Genomic DNA, 24967 nt, shown 5'->3' with positions numbered 1-24967 from the left:
GACTGTAGCAGCCGTCCATGAGCATGAGAGGAGCACTCGACGCGGTTGCGCGCTGGACGATCCGCTCCCCGCGGAGCGCGATCGCGTGTGCCGTTGTGCCGGCTCTCGCCCTGGCCGCGTTGCTGCCGGCGACAACGGTCGATCTCACGTTCACGGGCGTCATGAACCGCGGCAACGAGCACGTCGGCCGCTACTTCGAGATGTCCGAGCAGTACGAGCTCGGCGGTCTGCTCCTGGTGCTGCTCGAGGGCGAGGAGGAGCGACTCGATCAGGCCGTAGACCGCACGATCGAGGCCGCGTCGGCGCTGCCGTCAGTCGCCGCCGCCCGACGCCCGCTGCCGCTCGAGTGGCTCGCGGAGCAGGCGCCGTGGCTTGTCGAGCGGCCTCTGTTCGACCGTTGGCTCGGCCTCGTCGAGCGGCCGGACGACGTTGCGAATCTGGCGGAGTTCGCCGCCTCTGCCGTGGCGCTTCGCGGCGCGGTGGCCAGCGTGCCCGGCGCCCGGCTGGTCGAGATCAAGATGGCGAGGGACCCGCTCGCGGAAGAGGTGGGCGAGAGCCCGTTCTTCGAGATCGAGGCCGCCATCGAGAGCGCCTTGGCCGGTTCGGGGGTGACGGCGGGCTTCTCGGGTCTGCCGGCGCTGTCGGCGGGCGACCAGGAGCAGACGTTGGGTGCGATCAAGCGCCTGACGCCGATCAGCCTCGTGCTCGTCCTGCTTCTCTTCCGGATCGTCGAGAAACGACCGGGCGGCATGCTGTCGGTGGCCGCGGTTCTGATCCTCGCGATTGGCGCCGCCCTGGGCGCCGTCGGCGTCCTGACCGGGAAGCTGACCGTGATGGAGACATTCTTCGGCGTCACGGTCTTCGGCCTCGGCATCGACTTCGCCGTCCACTTGTTCGTGCGCCAGCGAGAGGAACTGGCTCGTGGTCGCTCGTTCGAGCAGGCGTTGCGGCGTACCCTGTCCGGCGCCGGCCGCGGCGTCGTCGCCGGGGGCATCACGACGGCGGGAGCGTTCCTCATCGCGGCGACCGCGCCGGACCCTGTGGCGCTCCATCTCGGCCTCTCGGGCGGTCTGGGTCTCCTGTTCTGCCTGCCGCTGACGCTGCTCGTCCTGCCGTCCGTGTGGGTGCTGCGCCAGCGGCGGCACCGCCGGCGCGTAGAGACGGCGACGGAGGCTCCGGCTGGGCGCGCGACGCCGGTCCGTGTTCCCGGCCTCCCGTCCGTGGTGCGGTGGGCGACGGAGCGACCGGTTCGCTGCTTGCTGGTAAGTGCCGGCTTGCTGGTGGTAGCGCTCGCGGGATTGCCGCGGCTACAGGTGGAGACGCGGCTGGAGCGGATCATGAATCGCGGTGTGCCGGCCATCGCGATGGTCGACCGGATTCAGGAAGTACTCGGCACGAACGGCGCGCCATGGATCCTGGCGGCTGACAGTCTCGACCAGGCGAGGGAGTTCGCGGGCCGGCTGGACGGTCATCCGCTGTTCAGCGAGACGATCAGCCTCGGCACGATCCTGCCTGCCGATCTGCCGGAGCGGGCCTCGGCACTGCACCGGGTTTTCGGCTCCGAGGGCCGGTCGGCCGCAGCCGCCCCCATGGGCGATCCCCGGGCCCTGGCGGTGGGTGCGCTCCGTCGAGCGGCGGCGGTCGGCCCACCCGACATCGACTCGCTGCCGCCCGGCCTGCGCGAGAAGTTCATCGCGCCCACCGGCGAGTTCCTGGTCTACGCCTACGCCGCGGATTCGAAGGCGGACGGCGCCCTGGCACGGCGCCAGCGCGAGGTGGTGCAGGCGATTGACCCGGCCGCCAGCGGGCTGCTGGCGGTGGTCGAGGGGATGATGATCGGCGACCGGCCGTGGATCCCGTGGATCGCGCTTTCGATCCTGGGATTCGTGCTGCTCGTCCTCTGCGTCGACTTCCGGCGGCCCGCCTCCGTCCTGCTGGCGGTGCTGCCGGTGCTGGCCGCGGTGCCGTTCACCCTGGGCGTGCTGTGCTGGGTCGGCATTCCCTTCAACGTGATGACCTGGCTCGTGTTGCCGCTGATCTTCGGGCTCGGGATCGACGACGGCATCCACGTCGTCCACCGAATCCTCGACGATCCGGCCCAGCCGATTCGCGGGGCGGCCCTGTCGGTCGGCCGGGCGATCGCGATGACGACGCTGACCACGACGGCCAGTTTCTCGATCCTGCTGTTCACCGACCACCCGGGCCTGGAGACGATGGCGGCCGTCATGTTGATCGGCCTGCCGGCGTGCCTGCTGGCGTCGGTGACGGTGCTGCCGGCTGCGGGCGTCCTCCTGCTCGGAAGGCGGTAGGCTGCCGGGCTCGCTCATGCCGGAGCCCATCGCACTCTGCTTCAGCGGCGGCAAGGACAGTTGCCTGGCGCTTCAGGAACTGCGCCGTGCGGACCGGTTCGAGGTCGTGGAGCTGATCACGACGGTGACGGACGCGTTCGATCGCGTCAGCATGCACGGCGTGCGGCGGTCACTGCTTCGGGAGCAGGCGGAGTCGATCGGTCTGCCGCTTGTCGAGGTCGTCGTGCCGCCGGAGCCGTCGAACGTAGTCTACGAACGGGAGATGGGGAAGGCGTTCCGGCGGCTGCGCGAGACCGGCATCCGGCGCGTCGGCTTCGGTGATCTGTTCCTCGAGGATCTCCGGGAGTACCGCGTGCGCCAGCTTGCGGAGGCAGGTCTGGAGTGCGAGTTTCCGATCTGGCACTCGCCCACGGACGAACTGGCCCGGGCCTTCATCCGCGACGGTTTCCGGGCGCTGACCGTGTGCGTCAACCCGGCCGTGCTGCCGGTCTCCTTCGTTGGGCGAACGTTCGACGACGCCTTTCTTGCGGAGTTGCCCGCTGAGGTCGATCCCTGCGGCGAGAACGGAGAGTTCCACACGTTCGTGTTCGACGGGCCTGTCTTCGACCGGGCGATCGGAATCGAGATCGGGGAGGTCACGGAGCGGGACGGCTTCGCCTTCTGCGATCTCTTGCCCGCGGCCGGCCGTGCCGTGGCGGCGGGAGGCACGTCATGACCGAACACCGGGTCATTTCCCTGATCGCCAGTGCGACGGAGATCGTCTGCGCCCTCGGCTTCGAGGAGTCCATGGTCGGCAGATCGCACGAGTGTGACTACCCGCAGTCGGTGGAGAAGCTCCCGGTGTGCTCGTCCTCGAAGGTGGACGTCGACGGCTCCAGTCGTGCCATCGACGACCAGGTGCGTGCGATCGTCGCGGACGCGTTGTCCGTCTATCGGGTCGATGCGCGCCTTCTGGACGAAGTCGCACCGACCGTGATCGTGACCCAGACCCAGTGCGAGGTGTGCGCGGTCAGTCTGAAGGATGTGGAGCAGGCCGTGTGCGAGCTCGTGGCTTCGGAGCCGAAGATCGTGTCGCTCGAGCCGATGGACCTCGGCGACGTGTTCGAGGACATCCGCACGGTTGCCGGGGCGCTCGGCCGTCCCGAGCGGGCGGAGCGGCTGAACGCCGGGTTGACGGACCGCCTCGACGCCATCCGCGAGCGCAGCCGCCGGCTCGCGAAGCGGCCCGTGGTCGCCTGCATCGAGTGGATCGACCCGTTGATGCACGCCGAGAACTGGGTGCCTGAGCTGGTCGAGATCGCCGGCGGCAGGGTCATGCTCGGCGAGGCGGGCAGACACTCCGGCTACTTCGAGTTCGAGCGGATGGTCGAGGCCGACCCCGACGTCATCGCGGTCATGCCCTGCGGCTTCGACATTCCTCGCACCGCGGCCGAGATGCCGCCGCTGGCCGCCCAGCCCGGTTGGGCCGAGCTCTCGGCGGTCCGAAACGGCCGCGTGTTCCTGACTGACGGCAACCAGTACTTCAATCGGCCTGGTCCCCGGATCGTCGAGTCGGCGGAGATCCTGGCCGAGCTGCTGCACCCGGAGGCCTTCGGCTTCGGTCACCGCGGGTCCGGCTGGACGGAGTGGGTTGGCTGATCCTGGGTTTGAGCGGCCCTCGCGGCGGTCGCTCTGGTACACGGATGCGGCCGGTCTCTGGTGCGTTCTCGGGTACGCGGCTCTGGCGGTGCTGGCGCGGCAGACCGGTGAGCCCGACCTGCGGGCGTTCTTCCTCCTCGTCGCCTGGACCGGACTCCCGGTCTTCGGCCTGTTCCTCCACTTTCGGAAGACGGGGGAGCCCTTCCCGGTCGGTCGACTGCTGTTCTGGGCGGTCGGCTTCCGCCTGTGCGGATTGATCGGCGGCCCGTTCTACGAGGACGACTTCTACCGCTATCTGTGGGATGGATACCGGTTCGCTATCGCGGGCACGCCGTACAGTGCCGCGCCGGAGGAGTTCTTTGTTGATCCGGCGGTGCCGACGTTGTTCCAGGGCGTTCTGGACGGCGTCAACTACCCGGAGCTGCAGACGATCTACTCTCCGGTCACGCAGTTCGTCTTCCTCGTCGCGTACTGGATCAAGCCGGCGAGCGTTGCCGTGCTGCAGGCGATTCTGATCGCGGTCGATCTGGCCGCCGTGGCCCTCCTGCTCCGCCTGGCGCCCGCGCGGAACGTCCTGCTCTACGCGTGGTGCCCGCTGGTGGTCAAGGAGATCGCCTTCACCGCGCATCCCGACGGCGTCGGCGTCTGCCTGCTGCTGGTCGCCATCGTGGTGGCTCGGCGGCGGCGCTGGTGGATTGCCGCCGCGCTGCTCGGGCTGGCCGTGGCCGCGAAGACTCTCGCCCTGGTGCTGGCGCCGCTGATCCTGCTGCGCGCCCGGCTCCGTCACTGGCTTCTCTTCCTGGCCACGGCGGCAGCGGCCTACCTGCCGTTCGTCGTCATGGGAGGCACCGATCTGGTGTCGCTCAGGGTCTTTGCGCGGGACTGGGAGTTCAACTCGGCCGTATTCGCGTTGCTCAAGACGGTGGTTGCGCCGCCCGAGGCGCGCGTTGTTGTCGGTGTGCTGTTCGCCGCCTTCTGGTGCTGGTACTGCCTTCGCCATGCCCGCGGTACGGAAGGGGGAATCCCCCGCGGCGACTGGCTGTTCGGAGTTCTGCTGCTGCTGTCGCCGGTGATCAACCCGTGGTACCTGCTCTGGTTGCTGCCCTTCGCGGTAGTGTTTCCGAGCGTCTGGGCGTGGACGGCTTCGGCTGCGGTCCTTCTCAGTTACGTCACGGGACTGAACATCCCCGACTACACGTTGCAACCCTACGAACAGCCGGTGTGGGCCAGAGGGCTGGAGTTCGGACTGATCGGTCTGGCGCTCACTGTCGACGCCGGTGCGCGGCGATGGAGAGAGCTTCGAAAGGACATGGCATGACGACTCGCAAGTGGATGGGCCTTGCTGGAGCTGTCGTTCTGGCGGTGGCGTGCGGCGCCCCGGAATCGAAAGACATCGGCGGTTGGGACATGAGCGACGAGACGAGCGCCGCGACGATCGAGCACGGTTCCTGGCAGGAGATCCTGGACGCTTACGTCCGCGCCGACGACTCGGGCGTCAACCTCTTCGACTACGCGGGGATTTCGGCCAACGCCGGCGACGCGGCGAAGCTGAGCGCCTACATCGACTACCTGCAGGACCACGATCCGTTGACCTACTCGCGCGCCGAGCAGATGGCCTTCTGGATCAACCTCTACAACGCTGTCACGGTCCAGGTCGTCCTGTCGGCGTACCCAGTCGATTCGATCAAGGAGATCCACGAGGGCGTCATCCCGAACACCGGCCCGTGGCAGGACCCGCACGCGAAGGTGAACGGACGGGATCTCAGCCTGGACGATATCGAGCACGGCATCCTGCGGCCGCTGTGGCGTGACCAGCGGATCCACTACGCGGTGAACTGCGCCGCCTACGGCTGCCCCCATCTGCTGGCGACCGCCTTCACCGCCGCCAACACCGAGGAGTTGCTGGAGCAGGGCGCCCGCGACTACGTGAACAACCCGCGCGGCGTCGACTTCGTCGACGAGGACTTCATCGTCATCTCGAGCATCTACGACTGGTACACGGAGGACTTCGGCAACACGGAGGAGTCAGTTGTCGCCCACCTCGTCGAGTACGCGGACGAGGAACTCGCCGCGCGTCTCGACGGGTTCGCGGGTTCGATCGACTACGAGTACGACTGGAGCCTGAACGCGCCCTAGGTGACGGGCGCCGGAGTCAGAACCCGCCGCCGCCGAAGGTGAAGCCGACGCTGAGGCCGATGACCTCGGAATTCGGTGTGTTGCGGCCATCGATGACGTCGCCATAGGTCAACGCGAGGCTCGCGCTGCCCGTGAGGCCGATGTTCACCGTGCCGTAGAGGAGGTTGATGTCTTCCTGAAGCTCCGGAAAGCGGGCCGGGGAGAATGGCGGAACGCCGATGTCCAGGCCCGAACCGCCGTCGGTCATCCGGTAGCCGACGCTCAGGCCGACTCGTTCTCCGACCAGGACGCCGGCCGAGAGATTCAGGATGATGTCCTCTGGAATGTCGTCGGTGCGGTAGCGGTAGCCGACTTCGGCGGACAGGACGCCCCGTTCACCGACGTACCTGCCGATGAGCAGAGAGACTTCGGCGCCGTTGCCGCCGTCGCCCAGGGAGTTGATGTAGCCGGTGTCGTAGTCGCCCGCGAGGATCGCACCGAACCGTAGCGCCATGCTCGGGCCCGAACTTACAACCTCGTCCCGGAACCGCCAGGTCAGGCCGGCTCTCGCGTCCTGGAGCCCGCTCAGGTCGTCCTTGGTCGGGTGCTTGGGGCCGCCCCCGGGGTACTGGCTGTCCGACGTGCCGATCTGGAAGTCGAGCGCGAGGGCGTCGGAGATGCCGTACGTCCCGTTGATCCAGACGGTGTCGAGGCCGAGCGTTCCGGCGAGCTGGATGGTCGTCGAGTCGGCGCCGGCCATGCTCCGCCACCGCTCGGATCGCTCGTAATCGGTCGCCTCCTGGGAGATGTAGGAGAAGGTAATCGTGCCTGATCCGGGCGCGGGCAGCCAGGGGGAGTCCTGTGCGAGTACCGGCGGCGCGGTGAAGACGAGGACGGCAGCCGCCCTCAGGAGAAGCGGACGCAGGGAACGTCTGTTCATCGTCATCTCCGGGCTACAGCTTGTAGCGCCGCGTCAGATAGAAGTGAACGAGTTCCTGCTCGTCCGGCTTGCCTTCGCACTGGGCGTCGCCGGCGCCGGGGCAGAGCACGTTGATGTGCTCGTCGTCCTCGGTGCCGGGCTTGACGGCTTCGTCCCGAGCTTCGAGGCTGTTCTTCAGGCTGAGGGCGCGATCCCGATCGAGGTCTCGCTTCTCGAGGGGGCAGGAGGGGCAGACGAGCTTCTGGAAGGTGAGCGCCTTGCCCATCGTGTAGGCGTCCCTGGGGTTGATCCCCTTGCCCGCGGAGATCGAGCCGGATGCGTACAGGGCCGCCTGTGCAAGGCAGGCAACCAGGATGCAGACCGACAGGCCGACGATGAACCGTTTCATCCTTTATGTGTCTCCCGTCGCAGAGGTAGAGGGGCTCTGCGAAGTGCGTGTTGAAGGTGGGCACAACGTAACACAGCGCTGTGCCAGAATCACCGCCCCCAGGGCGCACAGACGAGCAGAACGAGCAAGCAGGAAGGGAGCGGCAGGCATGATCCAGACGGGCGAGTTCAGGGGTTTCGAGGTGTCGATGGAGGATCCGGGGATCCTGGTCATCACGTTCAACCGGCCGGACCGGCTAAACGGCATGGACGCGCCGATGAAGCGGGACCTGCTGGAGACACTGACCCAGGCCGCGATGGAGGACTCGGTTCGAGTGCTGCTCTTTACGGGCAGCGGCAGGGCGTTCTCGGCCGGCGACGACATCAGCGGCCAGGACAAGGGCCGACGCGGCGAAGCGCTGGTGCCCGACATCCACCGAGGCCACGACAACGTGCTCGGCACGATCAACGGCCTGCGCAAGATCTCCCAGCCCATCAACACGGCGATCCGCGGCATGGACAAGCTGACGGTCGCGGCGATGAACGGCGTGGCGGTGCAGACCGGCTTCTCGCTGGCGCTGAGTTGCGACTTCCGGATCGCCTCGACGGCGGCCCGCATGGGCAGCGGCACGCTGCGCTTCGGGTTGCTTCCGGACGAGGGCGGCCACTACCTGCTGTTGCAGATGATGGGCCTGCCGAAGACGATGGACTTCCTCATGCGGAGCAGGCTCGTTGAAGCCGCGGAGGCGCTCGAGCTCGGGCTCGTCCACGAAGTGGTGGAGCCCGACGAACTGATGCCCCGCGCCATGGACCTGGCGCGCGAGCTGGCGAACGGGCCGCAGGTGGCGATGCGGCTGCTGAAGCGCAGCCTCTACAACGCCGCGGACCAGACCTGGGAGCAGTCGCTCGAGGACATCGCGGCCCGGACGCCGATGGCCGACCATCACCCGGACTCCCGCGAGGGCGTCGCCGCCTTCCGCGAGAAGCGGAAGCCGCGCTTCAACGCCTGGCTGGAGTAGTAGCCGACCGACCGGACGGTAGGTGATATTCTCCCGTGCCCAACAGGTCCCGAATACACAGCAACCATCCAAGCCAGGGAGCCTCTCCATGACTGACGCCGTCATCGTTTCCACCGCGCGCACGCCGATCGGCAAGGCCTATCGCGGCGCCTTCAACAACCTCGAATCCCCGACCATGGGCGCGGCGGCGATCGCGGCCGCGGTCGAACGCGCCGGCGTCGAGCCTGGCGAGGTCGACGACGTCGTCATGGGCTGCGCCATGCAGCAGGGCACCCAGGGCGGCAACGTCGCCCGGCAGTGCGCGATTCGTGCCGGCATGCCGGTCGAGGTGGCGGGGATGACGATGGACCGGCAGTGTTCGTCGGGCCTGATGGCGATCGCCACCGCCGCCAAGCAGGTGGTGATCGACGGGGCGCCGGTCGTGGTGGCCGGCGGCATCGACTCGATCAGTTTGGTGCAGAACGACAAGATGAACCACTTCCGTGTTCCCGATCCCTGGATCAAGGAGAACAAGCCGGATCTCCACCTGCCCATGATCGACACCGCGGAAGTCGTGGCGAAGCGCTACGACGTCTCCCGCGAGCAACAGGACGAGTACGGTCTGCAGAGCCAGCAGCGGACCGCCGCCGGCCAGGAATCGGGCGCCTTCGACGACGAGATCATCGCGATGAAGGCGACGAAGATGATCCTCGACAAGGCGACCGGCGACATCAGCTTCGGCGAGGTCGAGTTGAGTCAGGACGAGGGCAACCGGCCCACCACGACGATCGAAGGTCTGGCCGGGTTGAAGCCGGTGCGCGAGAACGGCACGATCACCGCCGGCAACGCCAGCCAGCTCTCCGACGGCGCGTCGGCCTGCGTCGTCATGGACTCGAAGCTGGCCGAGCAGCGGGGCCTCGAGCCGCTCGGCATCTACAAGGGCATGGCGGTCGCCGGCTGCGAGCCGGATGAGATGGGCATCGGCCCCGTCTTTGCCGTGCCGAAGTTGCTCGAGCGCCACGGCCTGACGGTCGACGACATCGACCTCTGGGAGCTCAACGAGGCCTTCGCCGTCCAGGTCATCTACTGCCGCGACCGGCTGGGCATCCCGAACGAGAAGCTGAACGTGAACGGCGGCGCGATCTCGATCGGCCATCCGTACGGCATGAGCGGGGCGCGCCTGGTCGGCCACGCGTTGATCGAGGGCAGGCGCCGCGGCGCGAAGAACGTCGTCGTCACGATGTGTATCGGCGGCGGCATGGGCGCCGCGGGGCTGTTCGAGGTGGCGTGAGGCTCGGTCGCGGCGAACGGAGCGAGTCCGGGCGGCGCCGTTTCGCCGTCGCCGCCCTGGCCACCCTTGTCGGGGCCTCCGCTCCCGCCGCCGCGCAGACCGAGTTCCACTTCCAGTTCGGCGAACTGCTGAACCCGTTCTCGGCTCAGGAGGAGGAGAGCTTCGTCCTGACGCTGCAGCAGGCGACGCAGTGGAAGTTCGGGGACAGCTTCTTCTTCGTCGACTACCTCGACGATCGGGGCCGGGACGGATTCAACGAGCGGGACTTCTACGCCGAGTGGTACCCGACCGTGAGTCTCGGCAAGATGACCGGGAAGACGGTCGGTGGCGGCGCGCTCGCCGATGTCGGCTTCATCGCCGGGCTGAACGCGGCGGGTGACGCGAAGGTCGTCAAGTACCTGCCGGGACTGCGCCTCGCCTGGAAGGCGCCCGGGTTCATCTTCCTGAACACCGACCTCATGTTGTACCTCGACGGCAGCAGCGGGGTCGGCGCCGGAGGCGCTCCGAAGACGGACGACAGCTATGCCTTCGACGTGAACGGGCTCTTCCTGTTCTCCATTGGCGAACAGAGCTTCCAGATCACGGGCCACCTGGAGTACATCTGGGGCACGACGAACGAGTTCGGCGTCAAGTCCGGGGGTTCGATCCTCGCCCAGCCGCAGTTCCGCTGGGACGCGGGCAAGGCGTTCGGCGGCGACGCCGGCAAGCTGTTCGCGGGCATCGAGTACCAGTACTGGAGCAACAAGCTCGGCACGGACGAAGACGAGAGCGCCGTGCAGTTGCTGCTGGCCTGGCAGTTGTAGGCGTCGCCTACGTCGGATCCCAGGTAAAGACGTCCGTCGTCCGGTCGAGGTCGAAGAACGAGCCGGCCAGGGCCGGCATGCCGTGCTCGGCGATCGCCTCCGGGGTCCAGCCGTCGCCGTTGTGGACCGAGCGGACCGGCCGGGGCTGGCTCATCAGGAAGATCTCGTTCTTGCGCACCGCGAAGACCTGGCCGCTGACGTCCTTCGCCGCCTCGCTCAGCAAGTAGACGGCGAGCGGCGCGACCAGGGCCGGCGTCATCTCCTTCATCTTCGCGACCCGCGCGGCCTGGGCCGGGTCGGCGGTCGGGATCGTGCCGATCAGCCGGGACCAGGCGAACGGGGCGATGCAGTTCGAGCGCACCTCGAAGCGCTGCATGTCGAGCGCCAGGGACTTCGACAGGCCGACGATGCCGAGCTTGGCGGCGGCGTAGTTCGCCTGGCCGAAGTTGCCGATCAGCCCCGAGGTCGAGGTCATGTGGACGAAGGCCCCGCCGATCTGCTTGCGGTAGTGGGGAGCGGCGGCTCGCGCCATGTTGAAGCTGCCCTTGAGATGCACGGCGATCACCGCGTCCCAGTCGCTCTCGGTCATCTTGTGGAAGATGCCGTCCCGCAGGATGCCTGCGTTGTTCACGACGCCGTCGATCTGGCCGAACTCGTCCAGCGCCTGTTCGACGATCCGCCCGGCGCCGTCGTGGTCGGCGACGCTCTCGTAGTTCGCGGCGGCGCGTCCGCCGGCAGCCTGGATCTCGGAGGCGACGGCCTGGGCCGGTGTCTGGTCGCCGCCGTCGCCGCGCTCGGAACCGCCGAGGTCGTTGACGACGACGGAAGCGCCGTGGGAAGCGGCGAGTAGCGCGATGTCACGGCCGATGCCGCGGCCTGCGCCGGTGACGACGATCACCTTCTCGTGCAACATGCGAGTGTTCATTTCAGGTGCCTCCAGTCTCAGGCCGCGGCGATGGCGGCGATGGTTCGACAGCCGTCGACGTACTCCTGCACGTCGACGTACTCGTCCACGGTGTGGGGATTGTGCTGGCCGGCGCCCAGGGTCACCGTGGGCAGGCCCTTGGCGTTCAGGTAGTTCGCATCGAGGCCGCCGTTGGCGACGAGGTACTCGGCTTCGACGCCGAGAACCGCGCGGACCCGCTCCGCGGCGAGCTGCACGGGCGGTGAGCCCTTCGTCATCTCGAACGCCTCGTAGTCGGTTTCGGCCCGGAAGTCGACGCGGCCGCACTGGCCGTCGGAACTCGTGACGCTTCTTGCCGCCTGCTCGAAGGCGTCGCGCCAGGCGGCCGTGATCTGCGCCAGGAACGCCTTGTCGTGGCTGCGCGATTCGCCGGAGACGAAGACGTGGTCCGTGACCTGGTTGCTCGCCTCGCCGCCGGCCATCCGGCCGATGTTCGAAGTGCCGCTGCCGGCCGGAAGCTCGATCTTGCCGAAGAAGCCCGTGGCGGCCACGTCGGCCACGGCGCGGGAGGCGATCAGCGCCGCGGAGATGCCGTGCTCGGGATGGACCCCCGCGTGCGAGGACTTGCCGTGGACGTCGACCTGCCAGCGGTCGGCGCCGGTGGCGCCGACGATCAGTACATGCGGAGCACCGGAGTCGATGTTGAAGCCCATCTCCGGGTTCCCGAGGCGGTCGAGTTCCACGGTCCGTGCGCCCCACAGGCCGACCTCTTCGCCGACCGTCATCAGCACCGTGGTCGGCGGTCGGGGAACGTCCTGAGCGAGCAGAGTCTCGACCATCGTCACGAGAGCGCCGATCGAGGTCCGGTTGTCGCCGCCGAGCGCCGTGTCGCCCTCGGCCTCGATCCGCCCGTTTCGTCGCACCGGCACCGCGCCCCGGCAGAGCGGCACGGTGTCCATGTGCCCCATGAACAGCCGCCGCGGCCCGGACCTCGTGGCCGGCAGGTCGACGATCAGGTTGCCGACTTCGTAGTCGCCGGGAATCCGCTCGTTCGCGTCGTCGTGGCCGATCCAGGACGGTTCGCAACCCGCTCGGAGGAGCTTCTCCCGCACGGCCGCCGCGACCTTGCCCTCGCGGCCGCTCAGGCCCTCGATGGCGAGCAGGTCCATCAGATGGTCGAGGGCGCGGGCTTCGTCGATTCTGGGTTGGGGCATGGGCGGTCTCGGGTTGGTCGGTTTGGCGGAAGTTGGCGATCCTACTGTCTCCACTTGAGCCCCCTGTCGGTGCGCCGGCTCTTTGGCCGGCATTCGGCGCCGCCGCCAGGCGGCGAACCTGAACCAGCGTTGTCACCTACACTCGCCGCATGCCAAGAACAGCCCGCCTCGCTCTCCTGCTGGCCGCGGTCCTCGCTGCATGTGCTCAGGGATCTCCGGAATCGTCGTCTCCGGACCGCCCCCCGAACTTCGTCATCGTCTTCGCCGACGACCTGGGTTGGGGCGACCTCGGCAGCTACGGTGCGCCCGTGATCCGCACGCCGCACCTCGACCGGATGGCGGCCGAAGGCCAACGGTGGACGAACTTCTACGTCACCGCCTCGGTCTGCTCGCCGAGCCGGGCGGGCCTGCTGACCGGGCGGTTGCCGGTGCGCAACGGGCTCTACGGCGACCAGGTGCGGGTGCTGTTCCCTGACTTCGTGGGCGGGATTCAGGATGAGGAGATCACGCTCGCCGAGGCGCTTCGCGATCTCGGTTACGCGACCGGCATGTTCGGCAAGTGGCACCTGGGCGACCGGCCGCGTTACCTGCCGACCCGGCACGGCTTCGACTACTGGTTCGGCATTCCCTACTCGAACGACATGATGTCGACGCTCCCGCGCGAGGAGCGTCGCGCCGCTTTCCTCGATCCGAAGATCGAGTACTGGGACGTGCCCCTGATCCGCTCGGAGCGCGACGAGGCCGGCGGGATCGTCACGGAGACCCTGGAGCAGCCGGCGGATCAGACGACGATCACGAAGCGTTACGCCGAAGAGGCGGTGGACTTCATCCGCGCGCACCGGGACGAGCCCTTCTTCGTCTACGTGCCGCACAGCATGCCCCACGTGCCGCTGTTCCGGGCCCCCGAGTTCGAGGGCCACAGCGACGCCGGGCTCTACGGCGACGTGATCGAGGAGATCGACTGGAGCGTGGGCCGGATTCTCGACACGCTCGAGGAGGAGGGGATCGCCGAGAACACGCTCGTCTTCTTCAGCAGCGACAACGGCCCGTGGACGGCGTTTCGCACGCAGGGCGGCCTGGCCGGCCCGCTTCGCGAAGGCAAGGGGATGACCTGGGAGGGCGGCATGCGCGTGCCGGGGCTGTTCTGGTGGCCCGGAACGATCGCTCCGTCCGTGATCACGGACGAAATCGGGTCGACCAGCGATCTGCTTGCGACCTTCCTCTCGCTTTCTGACGGCGCTATTCCGGACGACCGGCCGATGGACAGTCTGGATCTCGCCCCGGTGCTTCGCGGCGACGGGGACGGGCCACGCGACGAGATGCCGTTCTACCGCGGCAGCGAGCTCTACGCTTACCGTGTCGGCAACTTCAAGGCGCACTTCATCACCCGAGGCGAGTACGGTCTGGCTGGTGGGCGGGCGGAACACGACCCGCCGCTGCTCTACGACCTGGCGCTCGATCCCGGCGAGCAGTGGGATATCGCGGCCGACCGGCCGGACAGTCTGGCGGAAGTCACGTCGCGGGCCTTGCAGCACCGGGCCGGCGTCGCCGTGGCGCCGTCGCAGTTCGACCGCCGCACGGGCGACTGATACTCAGGAGCCGTCCGGACTTCTTCCTTCGTCTTCCGTCGTCTGCTTCAGCCCTGTCGCGAGTCTCCGCAGCCGTTCGACGCGTTGCTGCCAGAGCAGGGCTTCACGAGCAACTTCCCTGGCCGCCCGCATGCCGCGGAGCCACCAGCCGAAGATTGCGCCGACCAGCCCCGCGGCGATCACCCAGATCCAGATCTCGAACAGGACGTACAGCATGCGGATTCTGCTTCAGGGGCGGTGGAACACGCGGAACTCGACTCCTCGACTTCCGGTCCCGCCGTCTTCGTCCTCCGGGCTGTCGCTGCCGTAGCCGAAGGCCAGCAGGCGGTCGGGATGAACGCTCGCGGAAAGGACTTCACGGATGGACTCGGCCTGCGCGATGCTGAGCCGCCGGTCATCCTCCGGATCGCTCCCGGCATCCGTGTAGACGAGGATCTCGATCCGCGTATCCGAGAACGCGTCCAGCAGTTCGCCGATGCCGGCAATGGCGGTCCGGGCGTCGTCGGTGAGCGCATCCGTACGACCCTGGAACGCGATCGGCTGCTCCCGCAGCAGGCGGCGGATCCGGTTCTGGGCGACCCTGTTCACTCCGACGGGCGCGACCGCGATTTCGTTGGCGATCGTCCAGCCGGTTTGGGCCGTTGCGGCAATCGCGCGCACGTCGAACTCCAGGCGGTCGCGCATGCCTTCGCTCGATGTGTGGCCGGTCAGGGTCAACGTCCCGTCCTCAAGCTTCAGGCCGGCTCCCCCGTGCACCTGCCGCAGGAGCTGAATCAGCCTCGGGAGGGTCGGGATCCAGGGCGGTTCGGTCACGGCGTCATCGACTTCCGTTTCGTCGATCACGTTGCCCTGACCCATCACCGCGGCCGCCGCGTCGAACAGCTCCTGCCGGCTCTCGGGGGTTGGCAGGCGTCCGGCCAGCAGCCAGATGTCGCCGTCAAGGCCGAACTCGAAGCTCGGCTCGCCCGCCATCACGAGGCGGTTGTCAACGCTTCGCACTCCCGGCTCGCCCGCCGCGCGTCGCGCCGCCTCGAGCCCGATCTCCGCGAAGGCGATCGTGCCGTGGAGCGTGATGGCGCGGCCGTCTGCTTCAATGCGGAGACCGCGCACGCCGACGTCCGCGAGCGTCGCGGTCGCTCGCGTCTCGATCGCCGCCTCGATGCGGGGGAGTTCGAGCGCGAAGCAGACGGCCCCCAGCAGCAGTAGCAGGGCCACGCCCATCAGGATGACGCTCGGTTCTCTCATCGTCTCATCGTCGTCTGCGCCGCGGCCGGCCGCGGCTGGCTGCCTAACTGGAAGTGTGATCGGCGACGATCAGCCACCGTTCACCGTGCCGCTCCACGCGCAACGTGAACAGACCGGTCGGATCGTCGGATTCCCGCGTCAGCCGAAATCGGCCGAAGACCTCCGCGACGTGCTCGGAGAGCACCCGGACTTCCAGTTCCTCGAACGCCAGCGTACCCATCGCGGAGCGGTCGGGGTAGGTCTGGCGGTAGCGCTCCAGGGTGCGCTGCCAGCCCCGGCGAACCTCGTTGCCCGAGGTGAAACGCAGCTCCTCGCTTCGGAGGTAGCCCGCCATGAAGCCCTCGATGTCGCCCTCGTTCCAGGCCTCCACCTGCGCGTCGAGCACATCGAGGACCGCCGCTGCGACCGTCTGCGGGTCGAACACGGGTGGTGGTTCTTCGAGTTGGGGCGGTTCGCAGGAAACCAGAAACACGCCGGCCGCGAGCCCGGCGAGAGGTGAGGCTGCGACTCCGCTCCTCACGAGTCCGACCTTCATTGGGCGAGGTTCTCCACATCGACGTCGCGGAGCTCGATCTGCGAGACGAGAGGAAGTTCCTCCTCGACATACGCCGGCGTGATGTCGTCGACGGTCAGTCCTCCGTCCGGAGTGTTCAGGCCGTAGTTGTCCGCGTCGTAGAACAGCAGGCCGCCGATGCGGCGGTAGTTCCGGAGGGTGCGGAAACGGAGTCCGGTGCCGGCGCTGTAGTCGTAGGCGAACTGCTCGAGCCGGGCGGTCTCCGGGTCGAACCAGTAGACGTAGGCGCTGTCTGCGCCAGCGCTCGAACCGGGCTCGAAGGTCACGCGGACCCGGTTCAACTGCCGTCCGTTCCATTCCTCGAGACCCTGGTCTTCCTTGAAGGTGCCCGGATCGTTCAGCTTGTAGGGCAGGAAGAGGAAGTACATGCGCTGGTTGACGTAGCTCTCCGCGCGCACCTGTTCTCTCTCGTTCATGTCCATCGGTTCGCCGCCCTCGGTCACCGCGAGGGCTCTGTTGTCGCGGCGGTACTCCCGCTCGTCGTCGCCGGCGGACGCCCGGATGACGTACTCGAAGCGGTCACGCTCGATCGTCGAGTCGACGTCGAAGCTGCCAGAACGGGAAGCCACCGTCAGCCTGACCCGGGAACTCTCGAACAGATCGCCCCCGTGGTGCTCGATCGCGCGGTCGACGATCTCCAGCCGGTCCGACGTGCCCAACGGAGCAGTGGGCGGCGCGACCGGCCGGGGCTCGGACACCGGCTCCGCGCCGGCGCATGCGAGGAGGAAAGCCGCGGCGGCGAGAGCGAGCATCGCGCCGGTGGTTCGTGTTCCTCGCGGTGTTCGGGGTCGCAGCACGGGTTCCATGTTAGCGCCGCGTTCTGCGGCGCACGCTGCTAGTCTCGGCCGCTCACCGTCAACAGCGGCTGGAGGCCAAGCGAATGACCGAGTACGAACTCATCAAGTACGACGTGGACGATCCGATCGCCACGATCACCCTGAACCGCCCGGAGCAGTTGAACGCGATCACCGGCAGCATGATGGCCGAGATGAAGCACGCGATGGCAGCCGCGGAGACCGACGAGCGCGTCGTCGGCATCGTTCTGACCGGCGCCGGCCGCGGGTTCTGCGCCGGCGCGGACATGCAGGGCCTCCAGGCCACCAGTCGCGGCGAGCGCGGCAGCGGCGGCGGAAACGACTTCGAGGACGCGCAGGCCGGTGCGATCGAGGAGATGGGCGAAGACAACTTCGGCGTCACCTTCAACTACCTGATGGCGGTGCGCAAGCCGATCGTCGCCGCGATCAACGGCCCCTGCGCGGGTCTCGGCTTCGCCATCGCGATGCTCTGCGACATCCGTCTCGCATCGGACCGGGCGGTCTTCACGTCCGCGTTCGTGAACCGCGGCCTGATCGCCGAGCACGGCCTGAGCTGGATCCTGCCCCGCGTGGCGGGCCCGGCCAACGCGCTCGACATTCTCTGGACGGGCCGCAAGTTCTACGGTCCGGAGGCGGCCCAGATGGGCGTCGTCAACCGCTCCGTGCCGCACGACCGGGTCGTGCCCGAGGCCGAGAACTACGTCCGGGCGCTCGCCGAGCGCTCCGCGCCGATGTCGCTCAAGGTGATCAAGCAGCAGGTCTACCGTCACCTGATGATGGACACCGGCGACGCGCTCCGCGAATCGAACGAGTTGATGGCCGAGAGCCTGCAGCGGGGTGACTTCAAGGAAGGCGTCGCCTCCTTCGTCGAACGCCGCCCGCCGAAGTTCCAGCGCATCACGAGCTAGGCGCGACGCCGCGAAGCGGCGTCGGACGCACCCGCCCGTCTTGGGGCCGGAGGGGTCGGCTCCCAGGTGACGCGCGCGCTTCAGAGGAGATGGGAGGGGTTGCGCTTGCTCCGCTTCACTCGCTCCGGTCGGGCGTCGGTTGCTGGGAGGTGCCGGCCGTCGCTCGTTCAGAGGCACCGGGGAGCCGACCCCTCCGGCCCCGACTGGGCTGGACGTCGGTTCCGAGAGGGCAGAGCACCGAACTCGCTTGGCTCAGCGTCGCTCGGGCCGCCTTGTAGACCTCGGCGTTGGACGGCTGCGGGTCGCCTCGGAGTACCCGGGTCGCTGCCTCGAGGGCCCACTCGTGGACGGCGTTGGCCGGCTCAGGGGGGAGTTCGATCATGACCAGAGGTCGCTCCCGAGTTGATCGGACTGTGACCAGGTCGATCGGCAGGTCGGCTGAGTTGAGTAGCCGTCGCGCCTGAACCAACCAGGCTGCCGCCACGTCTTCGGCGGAGTGGTCGCCAGAGGGCGGGATCCTCCGCTGACTAGCGCCCCGAAACTCCTCGCGGGCTCGGTGTTTCGGCCCATCCCGTCCTCGCCCAGGAGCTTTCGCCGAAGACTTGCCGCGCTGCGTTCTACGGCGCAAGCTCCCGGGCAATGCGATCCCGCCTTTCCTTGAGCTCACGGAAGGTCGTCAGCACCAGACCCTCGTCCTCGATCGCCTGCTGCACGCGTGGGTCGAGCATCGCCAGCATGTCGCCTTTGCGAGTGGGGCCGGAAGTCGAGATGTACTTGAAGTTCTCGCTCGGGTCGGTCGAGTGCAGGATGACCATCGTGACGCCGGGGCGCAGGTCGCGCAGGGTCTGGACGTAGCGCTCGACCTTGTAGTCCGTCAACTCCTCGTCGGTGGCGTCGGCGCCGCTCTCCGGGACCCATCCGTAGCTATCGGTGTGGAGGTCGTCGAGGACGGGCAGGCCGGCGTCCCAGATTCGCTCGCCGAGTTCGGTCGCGCGGCCGAGTCCCGGCGGCGTGTCGCGTCCCTCGGCCTGGTACTCGGCCTCGAGGATCTCGTTGTGGCCGCCGGGGAACATGAGCGGGATGCCTTCCTCGATGCCGACCTCGATGTAGCGCTCGAGGAAGTCCATCGTGGCGAACAGGGTGCCCATGTGCGAGTCGAGGTGGGTCGGCTCGAAGCCCATCGTCCGGGCGCGGCGGATCTGCTCGCGGATCTCCGCTTCCACCTCGTCGGGGGAGGCGTGGGCGACGACGTCGGCGACGCTCGACCAGAGCGCGCCCTCCGGGTCGACCAGGCCCGGCGCCGCTTCGCGGCCCACCAGCGGTCCCCAGCGGTAGTCGTCCCACTCGGCGGTCAGGGTCAGGTGGAGGCCGGCGTCGATGCCCGGGTTCTCCTCCAGGCTTCGCACGAGTTGCGGCACCCAGGGGCAGGGCATCATCACGCTCATCGAGTTCGCAACGCCCTCCAGGATCGAGCGAAGGGCGCCGACGTTCGAGTCGTGCGACATGCCGGCGTCGTCGACGTGCAGGATGACGGCGCGGGTACCGGCGGGGAAGCCGAGCTTCTCAGCATAGGTCTGCGCTTCGGCCTGGCGGCCCGCGACGAGGACCGAGGCCAGGCAGAGCGTGACGACGACGGCGGCGGCGTTTCGGAATGCGTTGCGCATGTTGGTCTTCCTCCCCGGGCTTAGAGATCGGTCAGCCGGTCCGTGCCGTCGAAGCCCTCGAAGCCGGCGATGCTCGTGACGTCGACACCGAGGAGCGGGGCCAGGCTGGGCGCCAGGTCGATCGTGTTCGCTCTCGCTTCGACCACCTGGCCCGCGCCGTCCTGGCGACGGATGATCATCGGCACGTGAGTGTCGTAGGCGTACGGCGAGCCGTGGCTGGCCACGATGACGGACGCCGGCACGGGCAGGACGTTCGGCTCCGGCACCAGGACCAGGTCTCCGCTGCGCCCGGGGTAGTAGTTATTGAGGTACAGCTCGTGGATCGGATTCGCCGGGTCGAGTTCCGCCGGCCGGACGACCTCGGCGATCAGCGGGCAGTCGCTCATCGCCTCGATGATCTCGTCCTCGATCGCGGCCCGGTTGGCCTTTTCGGCCGTGATCGTCTCGCTGTCGAGATAGAAGGTGTCGAGCAGGAACTCCCCGCCGCCGAAGCGGCCCTTCAGACGCGACTGGAGGCGCTGCAGGCAAAGGGTCTGGTCGGTGTCGAAGCGGCCGCCGTCGCCGCCGTCGCGCACCACGAGTTCGGGGACCTCGCCGACGCCGTGGTCGGAGGAAAACGCGACGACCATGTTCTCCAGCCCGATGCGCTGGTCGACGAAGTCGAGCAGCTCGCCGATCGTGCGGTCTAGCCGGAGGATGGTGTCCAGCGTTTCGGGGGCGTCCGGGCCGTAACCGTGACCCACCGTGTCGAGGGCGGAGAAGCTGACCGCCAGGAGATCGGGGATCTCGTCGGCGCCCAGGTTCTCCGCCTCGATCAGGACCTCGGCGAAGTCCTTCAGGTAACCGTCGACGAAGGGCGACGTGTAAACGTCGCGGTAGAACGATTCGCGCTCGACGGTGAAGCCGCCCACCGCGTGGGGGAAGGTGTCGATGAAGGGGCCGCGGTCGAGCGGTTCGATGTCGTAGGCCGACGTGTGGTCGAGGTGGAGGAGCGGCTTCCAGGCGTTGGCGAAGTGGACGGCCAGCCGGTCCTCGTCGTTGAAGGCGTCGACCCAGGCGGGTTGGGACTCCTCGTCGCCGTAGTAGGTCGAGGTGACGAAGCTGCCGGTGGAGCGGCCGTACCACCAGGCGCCGTCCGCGTCGTGTCCGCCCATGAGGATCGCCGCACGGTCCTTGGCGCTGGCGGCGTACACCTTGGCTTGGGGATACGCGGCTTTCAGTAGATCGCCCAGAGCCGGCGCCAGCATGTTGCGTGGTGAGACGCCGTGGTCCGGATCGCCGCAGCAGTAGACGTCCTGGCCGCGCTCACGGTCGAACCAGCCGTTGCTGATGACTCCGTGGCGCTTCGGGAACACGCCCGTGGCGAGCGTGGCGTGGCCGGGGGCGGTCTCGGTGTTCGAGTGGAAGTGGTGGGTGTCGGTGAAGACGATGCCCTCGCGGAGGAGCTGCGCCAAGCCGTGGTTCAGAAGGGGGGCGAAGCGCTCCAGGTAGTCGCCGCGCATCTGGTCGACCACGATGACGAGAACGAGCCGGGGCGTGCCTTCGGGGACGGCGGTGCCCGTGGTTTCTCCGCCGCTTGCTTCGGCTTCCGGAGCGTCGGCCGGGGTTCCGCAGGCCAGGGCGAGCGGTACTGCGACCAGCGCCAGCAACAGTGCGAGCTTCTTCATGTCTGGAGTGCCTTCAATGGGTGGCGGCCGTCGACGTGTCCCATGAACGGGGGATGAATGCCGTAGCCGATGAGTTCCTGGATGGTCTCGGACAGGCGCGGCACTTCGTCGGCCGGCACGCCGAGAATGAAGTTCTCCTGCTGGCGGGCCCAGGCCGGGCAGTACTGGATGGTCAGGCCGAGCCGGGACCCCGCGGAGCAGTTCTCGCCGCCGCCGTGGTAGAGCGTGCCGAGGAAGATGAGCAGGGAGCCGGCGGGCATGATGACGGGCCGGGCTTCCGCGTCGTCGGGCCGGTCGCCGTTCCAGCGGTGGCTTCCGGGCACGACGCGGGTGGCGCCGTTGTCCTCGGTGAAGTCGTCGAGCGCCCAGATCGTGCTCACGCCGAGCGCCTTTCTGGGCCTCGGCAGCGGATAGAACGAGTCGTCGTGGTGGAGGCTCTGCGCCACTTCGCCCGGGTGGATCAGGATCGCGTGAGCCACCGAAAGCAGGAAGCCGGGTCCGAGCGTCGCCTCGCAGGCCGCCATGACGGCGGGCTGCGCGACCAGGGCATCGAACAGCCGCGACTTCGCAAGCAGGCCGTAGACCCGTTGCGTGTTGTGGCCTTCGAAGGGGTTGCGGCCGAACAGGTGGCGCTCGAAGTGGGGTTGGAGCACGCCACGCAGCGCCGTCTGCTGCTCGCGGTCGAGCACCCCTTCCAGGATGACGTAGCCGTTCTCTTCGAGGTGCTTGAGGTGGTCCACGGACGATGAGACTATCCTCCGCTAGCTGCATGAAGATCTTTGACGCTGCCTGGACGGCCGAACTGCTGCCCTGGGGCGCGGTGGTGGATGCACTCCAGGCGGGCTTCCGTGACGGCTGCGAGATGCCGGTACGCCATCACCACGGCGTCGCGGCGCCGGCAGGCGATCCCGAGGCGACGCTGCTCCTGATGCCCGCATGGACCGTCGGCGGCTACCTCGGAGTCAAGGTGGCGTCCGTGTTCCCCGGCAATTCTTCCCGCGGGCTGGGCGCCGTGCAGGCCAGCTACATCCTGGCCTCCGGAGAGACCGGCGAGCCGCTGGCCCTGATTGACGGCCTGGAACTGACGCTGCGGCGCACCGCGGCGGCGTCGGCTCTGGCTGCGCGATTCCTGGCGCGGCCGGATTCCCACCGGCTGCTCGTCGTCGGCACGGGCAACCTGGCGCCCCACCTGGCCGGGGCTCACGCGGCCGTGAACCCGGACCTCGAGATCGAGTTCTGGGGGCGGCGGCCTGAGCGGGCTCTCGCGGCGTCCCGTTCGCCATTGCTCGAGGGGCTCGTGACGGGGACGGCGACCGACCTGGAGGCGGCGGTCCGCGGCGCCGACATCGTGAGCACCGCGACACTCGCCACGGAACCCCTGCTCTTCGGCGACTGGCTCCGGCCGGGCGTGCATGTCGACCTGGTCGGCGGCTTCACGCCGGGGATGCGTGAGTCGGACGACGAGGCGGTGCGCCGCTCCACCGTGTTCGTCGACACCCGGGACGGCGCTCTGGTCGAGGCCGGTGATCTCACGCAGCCGATCGAGTCCGGCGCACTGAGGGCCGAAGACATCGTGGCCGACTTCTACGACCTTTGCCGCGGCGGGCACGGGGGCCGCCGGGGCGCTTCCGAGATCACGCTGTTCAAGTCGGTCGGCGCCGCGCTGGAGGACCTGTTCGCGGCCATCCTGTTGTGGGAGCGGAGTGGTGGCTGATCTGCGGGCTAGACTCCGGTGCCTATGCCAAAGGTACCTGCCGCCCTTCTCGTGGCCGCTCTCGCGGTGACCTCCTGCAACGCCCCCGCGGCCGGTCCCGGCGATCCGCCGCTGGCCGAGGCTCGTCCCCACGAACTCGAGACCCACGGTGACGTGCGGATCGACGAGTACTACTGGTTGCGTGAGCGCGAGAACCCGGAGGTGATCTCCCATCTCGAGGCCGAGAACGCCTACGTCGACGCCGCACTGGGGCACACCGAGGCGCTCCAGGAGCGCGTGTTCTCGGAGATTCGGAGCCGGGTCGTCGAGGACGATTCGTCGGTTCCCTACCGCGACGGCGACTACTGGTACTACACCCGCTACGAGCAGGGGAAGCAGTACCCGATCCACTGCCGCCGGCCCGCGGACGGCGACACGTTCGGCGGCGACCAGGATCCCGAGGCGGAGGAGGTGCTGGTCGACGTCAACGAGGTCGCCGAGGGCAAGGAGTACACCGCGGTCCGGCCCGCGGTCAGTCCGGACCACCGGATCCTCGCCTACGGCGTCGACGACGTGGGGCGCCGCTTCTACACTGTTCGCTTCAGGAACCTGGAAACCGGCGAGACTCTCCCGGACGAGATCCCCGACGTGACCGCGAATCTGGTCTGGGCCGCCGACAGCGCGACCCTGTTCTACGTCCGGCAGGATCCCGACACGCTCCGCGCCTACCAGGTCTACCGGCACCGGCTCGGGTCCGACGCGGCCGACGAACTGGTCTACGAGGAGCCGGACGAGACCTTCAGCGTCTTCCTCGGGCGGAGCCAGTCGCGCGAGTACCTGATGGCGACGTCGAGCCATACGTTGCGCACCGAGGTGCGTGTCCTGCGGGCGGACGATCCAGGCGGCGACTTCGCCGTCTTCGAGCCGCGTGGCGAACGCCACGAGTACAGCGTCGATCACCTGGGGGACCGGTTCTGGGTGCGCACGAACGATCGCGCGCCGAACTTCCGGCTCATGTCGACCGCCGAGAACGACACCGGCCGCGCCGCCTGGAAGGAGGAGTTGCCGAACCGCGACGACGTGCTCTTCGAGGGCTTCGAGCTGTTCGACCGCTTCCTCGTGCTGGCCGAGCGGCGCGACGGCCTGGAGCAGCTCCGGATCGAGCCGATGGGGGGCGACGGACCGGACGGGCACGACCTGGACTTCGGCGAGCCGACCTATTCGTCCGGCCTCGGCGTCAACCCGGATCCGTCCTCCGGTACGCTTCGCTACGTCTACCAGTCGCTGACCACGCCGCGGTCCGTGTTCGATTACGACCCGGCGACGCGTGAGAAGACCCTGCGCAAGCAGGACCAGGTGCTCGGCGGCTTCGATTCCGCCAACTACCGGAGCGAACGGCTGTGGGCGACCGCCGGGGACGGCACCCGGGTGCCGGTGTCCCTCGTCTACCGGCCCGACCTGCGTCCCGAGGAGGGCGGCAGTCCGCTGTTGCTCTACGGCTACGGTTCCTACGGCGCCAGCATGGACGCGTCGTTCAGTTCGCCGCTCCTGAGCCTGATCGACCGCGGCTTCGTCTACGCGATCGCCCACATCCGCGGCGGCGAGGAGATGGGCCGCTCCTGGTACGAGAACGGCAAGCTCCTCCACAAGAAGAACACGTTCACCGACTTCATCGCCGCCGCCGAGCACCTCGCGGCCGAGGGATATGCCGACCCGGACCGGATCTACGCGATGGGCGGCAGCGCCGGCGGTCTGCTCGTGGGTGCGGTGTTCACGATGCGGCCCGACCTCTGGGACGGCGTCGTGGCCCGCGTGCCCTTCGTCGACGTCGTGACCACGATGCTCGACGCGAGCATCCCGCTCACGACCTTCGAGTGGGACGAGTGGGGCGATCCCAGGGTTCGCGAGTACTACGACTACATGCTCTCCTACTCGCCCTACGACAACGTGGAGGCGCGCGACTATCCCCACCTGCTCGTGACCACCGGCCTGCACGACTCGCAGGTCCAGTACTGGGAGCCGGCGAAGTGGGTGGCGCGGCTGCGCGCCAGCAAGACGGACGACAACCTCCTGCTGCTCGAGACGAACATGGGCGCCGGCCACGGCGGCGCGTCCGGCCGCTATGACCGCTACCGCGAGACGGCCCTGGTCTACGCGTTTCTGCTCGACCTGGCCGGTCTCGGCGATTCCTGAGTCGAGACGGGGCGGGAGGCGAACGTCGACGCATTGAGAGC

23 protein-coding genes are annotated in these 24967 nt (G+C 68.3%); 12 read left to right on the top strand and 11 right to left on the bottom strand.

All coding sequences use genetic code 11. The features are described from left to right. Positions 1–17 precede the first annotated feature (17 nt). The 5 genes from OXI49_12270 to OXI49_12250 are packed head-to-tail and all read left to right on the top strand — an operon-like array spanning position 18 to position 6083. Positions 18–2309, top strand: a complete 2292-nt coding sequence (locus OXI49_12270) for an MMPL family transporter (GenBank protein MDE2691282.1) — start codon at positions 18–20, stop codon at positions 2307–2309. A 16-nt stretch (positions 2310–2325) separates the two neighbouring features. Then, on the top strand, positions 2326–3024 hold the full coding sequence (locus tag OXI49_12265) for an adenine nucleotide alpha hydrolase (GenBank protein MDE2691281.1): 699 nt from the start codon (positions 2326–2328) through the stop codon (positions 3022–3024). Then, positions 3021–3947: a cobalamin-binding protein gene (locus tag OXI49_12260; protein MDE2691280.1), complete on the top strand. Its 927-nt coding sequence runs from the start codon at positions 3021–3023 to the stop codon at positions 3945–3947. The genes OXI49_12265 and OXI49_12260 overlap by 4 nt, the downstream gene beginning before the upstream one ends. Beyond that, complete coding sequence (locus OXI49_12255; GenBank protein MDE2691279.1) at positions 3940–5265, top strand: hypothetical protein; 1326 nt, start codon at positions 3940–3942, stop codon at positions 5263–5265. Before OXI49_12260 ends, OXI49_12255 begins: the two co-directional genes overlap by 8 nt. Next, a complete protein-coding gene (locus tag OXI49_12250; protein ID MDE2691278.1) occupies positions 5262–6083 on the top strand; it encodes a DUF547 domain-containing protein in 822 nt (273 codons plus the stop codon). Before OXI49_12255 ends, OXI49_12250 begins: the two co-directional genes overlap by 4 nt. 16 nt (positions 6084–6099) lie before the next feature. Here the strand turns inward: OXI49_12250 and OXI49_12245 are convergent, their stop codons facing one another. Both OXI49_12245 and OXI49_12240 read right to left on the bottom strand, forming a co-directional pair. Continuing rightward, a complete protein-coding gene (locus OXI49_12245) occupies positions 6100–7002 on the bottom strand; it encodes a hypothetical protein (GenBank protein MDE2691277.1) in 903 nt (300 codons plus the stop codon). Between the two features lie 13 nt (positions 7003–7015). Next, a complete protein-coding gene (locus OXI49_12240) occupies positions 7016–7390 on the bottom strand; it encodes a hypothetical protein (GenBank protein MDE2691276.1) in 375 nt (124 codons plus the stop codon). A 148-nt stretch (positions 7391–7538) separates the two neighbouring features. On the opposite strand from OXI49_12240, the gene OXI49_12235 reads away from it, so the two are divergent. From OXI49_12235 to OXI49_12225, 3 genes are all read left to right on the top strand, one after another. Further along, on the top strand, positions 7539–8387 hold the full coding sequence (locus OXI49_12235; protein MDE2691275.1) for an enoyl-CoA hydratase/isomerase family protein: 849 nt from the start codon (positions 7539–7541) through the stop codon (positions 8385–8387). An 88-nt stretch (positions 8388–8475) separates the two neighbouring features. Continuing rightward, a complete protein-coding gene (locus OXI49_12230; GenBank protein ID MDE2691274.1) occupies positions 8476–9657 on the top strand; it encodes an acetyl-CoA C-acyltransferase in 1182 nt (393 codons plus the stop codon). Continuing rightward, complete coding sequence (locus OXI49_12225) at positions 9654–10460, top strand: nucleoside-binding protein (GenBank protein ID MDE2691273.1); 807 nt, start codon at positions 9654–9656, stop codon at positions 10458–10460. The genes OXI49_12230 and OXI49_12225 overlap by 4 nt, the downstream gene beginning before the upstream one ends. 7 nt (positions 10461–10467) lie before the next feature. On the opposite strand, the gene OXI49_12220 is transcribed toward OXI49_12225, so the two are convergent. Both OXI49_12220 and OXI49_12215 read right to left on the bottom strand, forming a co-directional pair. Next, the gene (locus OXI49_12220) at positions 10468–11385 is read right to left on the bottom strand and encodes an SDR family NAD(P)-dependent oxidoreductase (protein MDE2691272.1); all 918 of its coding nucleotides are present in this window, start codon (positions 11383–11385) and stop codon (positions 10468–10470) included. A gap of 17 nt (positions 11386–11402) precedes the next feature. Continuing rightward, entirely contained in the window at positions 11403–12578 is a 1176-nt protein-coding gene (locus tag OXI49_12215) for a M20/M25/M40 family metallo-hydrolase (protein MDE2691271.1), read from the bottom strand. Between the two features lie 149 nt (positions 12579–12727). Between OXI49_12215 and OXI49_12210 the strand changes: the two genes are divergently transcribed. Next, complete coding sequence (locus tag OXI49_12210) at positions 12728–14167, top strand: sulfatase (protein MDE2691270.1); 1440 nt, start codon at positions 12728–12730, stop codon at positions 14165–14167. Between the two features lie 3 nt (positions 14168–14170). Here the strand turns inward: OXI49_12210 and OXI49_12205 are convergent, their stop codons facing one another. Genes OXI49_12205 through OXI49_12190 form a run of 4 tightly spaced genes read right to left on the bottom strand, consistent with a single transcriptional unit; the run spans position 14171 to position 16738 of the window. Next, positions 14171–14383, bottom strand: coding sequence for a hypothetical protein (locus tag OXI49_12205; protein ID MDE2691269.1), 213 nt, complete (start codon positions 14381–14383; stop codon positions 14171–14173). Positions 14384–14395: 12 nt separating this feature from the next. Continuing rightward, positions 14396–15412, bottom strand: coding sequence for an OmpA family protein (locus OXI49_12200; GenBank protein MDE2691268.1), 1017 nt, complete (start codon positions 15410–15412; stop codon positions 14396–14398). Positions 15413–15455: 43 nt separating this feature from the next. Next, the gene (locus tag OXI49_12195) at positions 15456–15947 is read right to left on the bottom strand and encodes a nuclear transport factor 2 family protein (GenBank protein MDE2691267.1); all 492 of its coding nucleotides are present in this window, start codon (positions 15945–15947) and stop codon (positions 15456–15458) included. Continuing rightward, positions 15944–16738: a hypothetical protein gene (locus tag OXI49_12190; GenBank protein ID MDE2691266.1), complete on the bottom strand. Its 795-nt coding sequence runs from the start codon at positions 16736–16738 to the stop codon at positions 15944–15946. The genes OXI49_12195 and OXI49_12190 overlap by 4 nt, the downstream gene beginning before the upstream one ends. Positions 16739–16866: 128 nt before the next feature. On the opposite strand from OXI49_12190, the gene OXI49_12185 reads away from it, so the two are divergent. Next, positions 16867–17709, top strand: a complete 843-nt coding sequence (locus tag OXI49_12185; GenBank protein MDE2691265.1) for an enoyl-CoA hydratase-related protein — start codon at positions 16867–16869, stop codon at positions 17707–17709. A gap of 617 nt (positions 17710–18326) precedes the next feature. On the opposite strand, the gene OXI49_12180 is transcribed toward OXI49_12185, so the two are convergent. The 3 genes from OXI49_12180 to OXI49_12170 are packed head-to-tail and all read right to left on the bottom strand — an operon-like array spanning position 18327 to position 21780. Beyond that, entirely contained in the window at positions 18327–19373 is a 1047-nt protein-coding gene (locus OXI49_12180) for a polysaccharide deacetylase family protein (protein MDE2691264.1), read from the bottom strand. Between the two features lie 20 nt (positions 19374–19393). After that, positions 19394–21040, bottom strand: coding sequence for an alkaline phosphatase family protein (locus OXI49_12175; protein MDE2691263.1), 1647 nt, complete (start codon positions 21038–21040; stop codon positions 19394–19396). Beyond that, positions 21037–21780, bottom strand: coding sequence for a phytanoyl-CoA dioxygenase family protein (locus OXI49_12170; GenBank protein MDE2691262.1), 744 nt, complete (start codon positions 21778–21780; stop codon positions 21037–21039). The genes OXI49_12175 and OXI49_12170 overlap by 4 nt, the downstream gene beginning before the upstream one ends. A 29-nt stretch (positions 21781–21809) precedes the next feature. On the opposite strand from OXI49_12170, the gene OXI49_12165 reads away from it, so the two are divergent. Both OXI49_12165 and OXI49_12160 read left to right on the top strand, forming a co-directional pair. After that, positions 21810–22754, top strand: coding sequence for an ornithine cyclodeaminase family protein (locus tag OXI49_12165; protein MDE2691261.1), 945 nt, complete (start codon positions 21810–21812; stop codon positions 22752–22754). A gap of 24 nt (positions 22755–22778) precedes the next feature. After that, positions 22779–24926, top strand: coding sequence for a S9 family peptidase (locus OXI49_12160; GenBank protein MDE2691260.1), 2148 nt, complete (start codon positions 22779–22781; stop codon positions 24924–24926). Positions 24927–24967 lie beyond the last annotated feature (41 nt).

The organism is Acidobacteriota bacterium (assembly GCA_028875725.1).
In the GTDB taxonomy this organism is placed as follows: domain Bacteria; phylum Acidobacteriota; class Thermoanaerobaculia; order Multivoradales; family Multivoraceae; genus Multivorans.
This window is presented reverse-complemented; position numbering and strand designations above follow the sequence as displayed.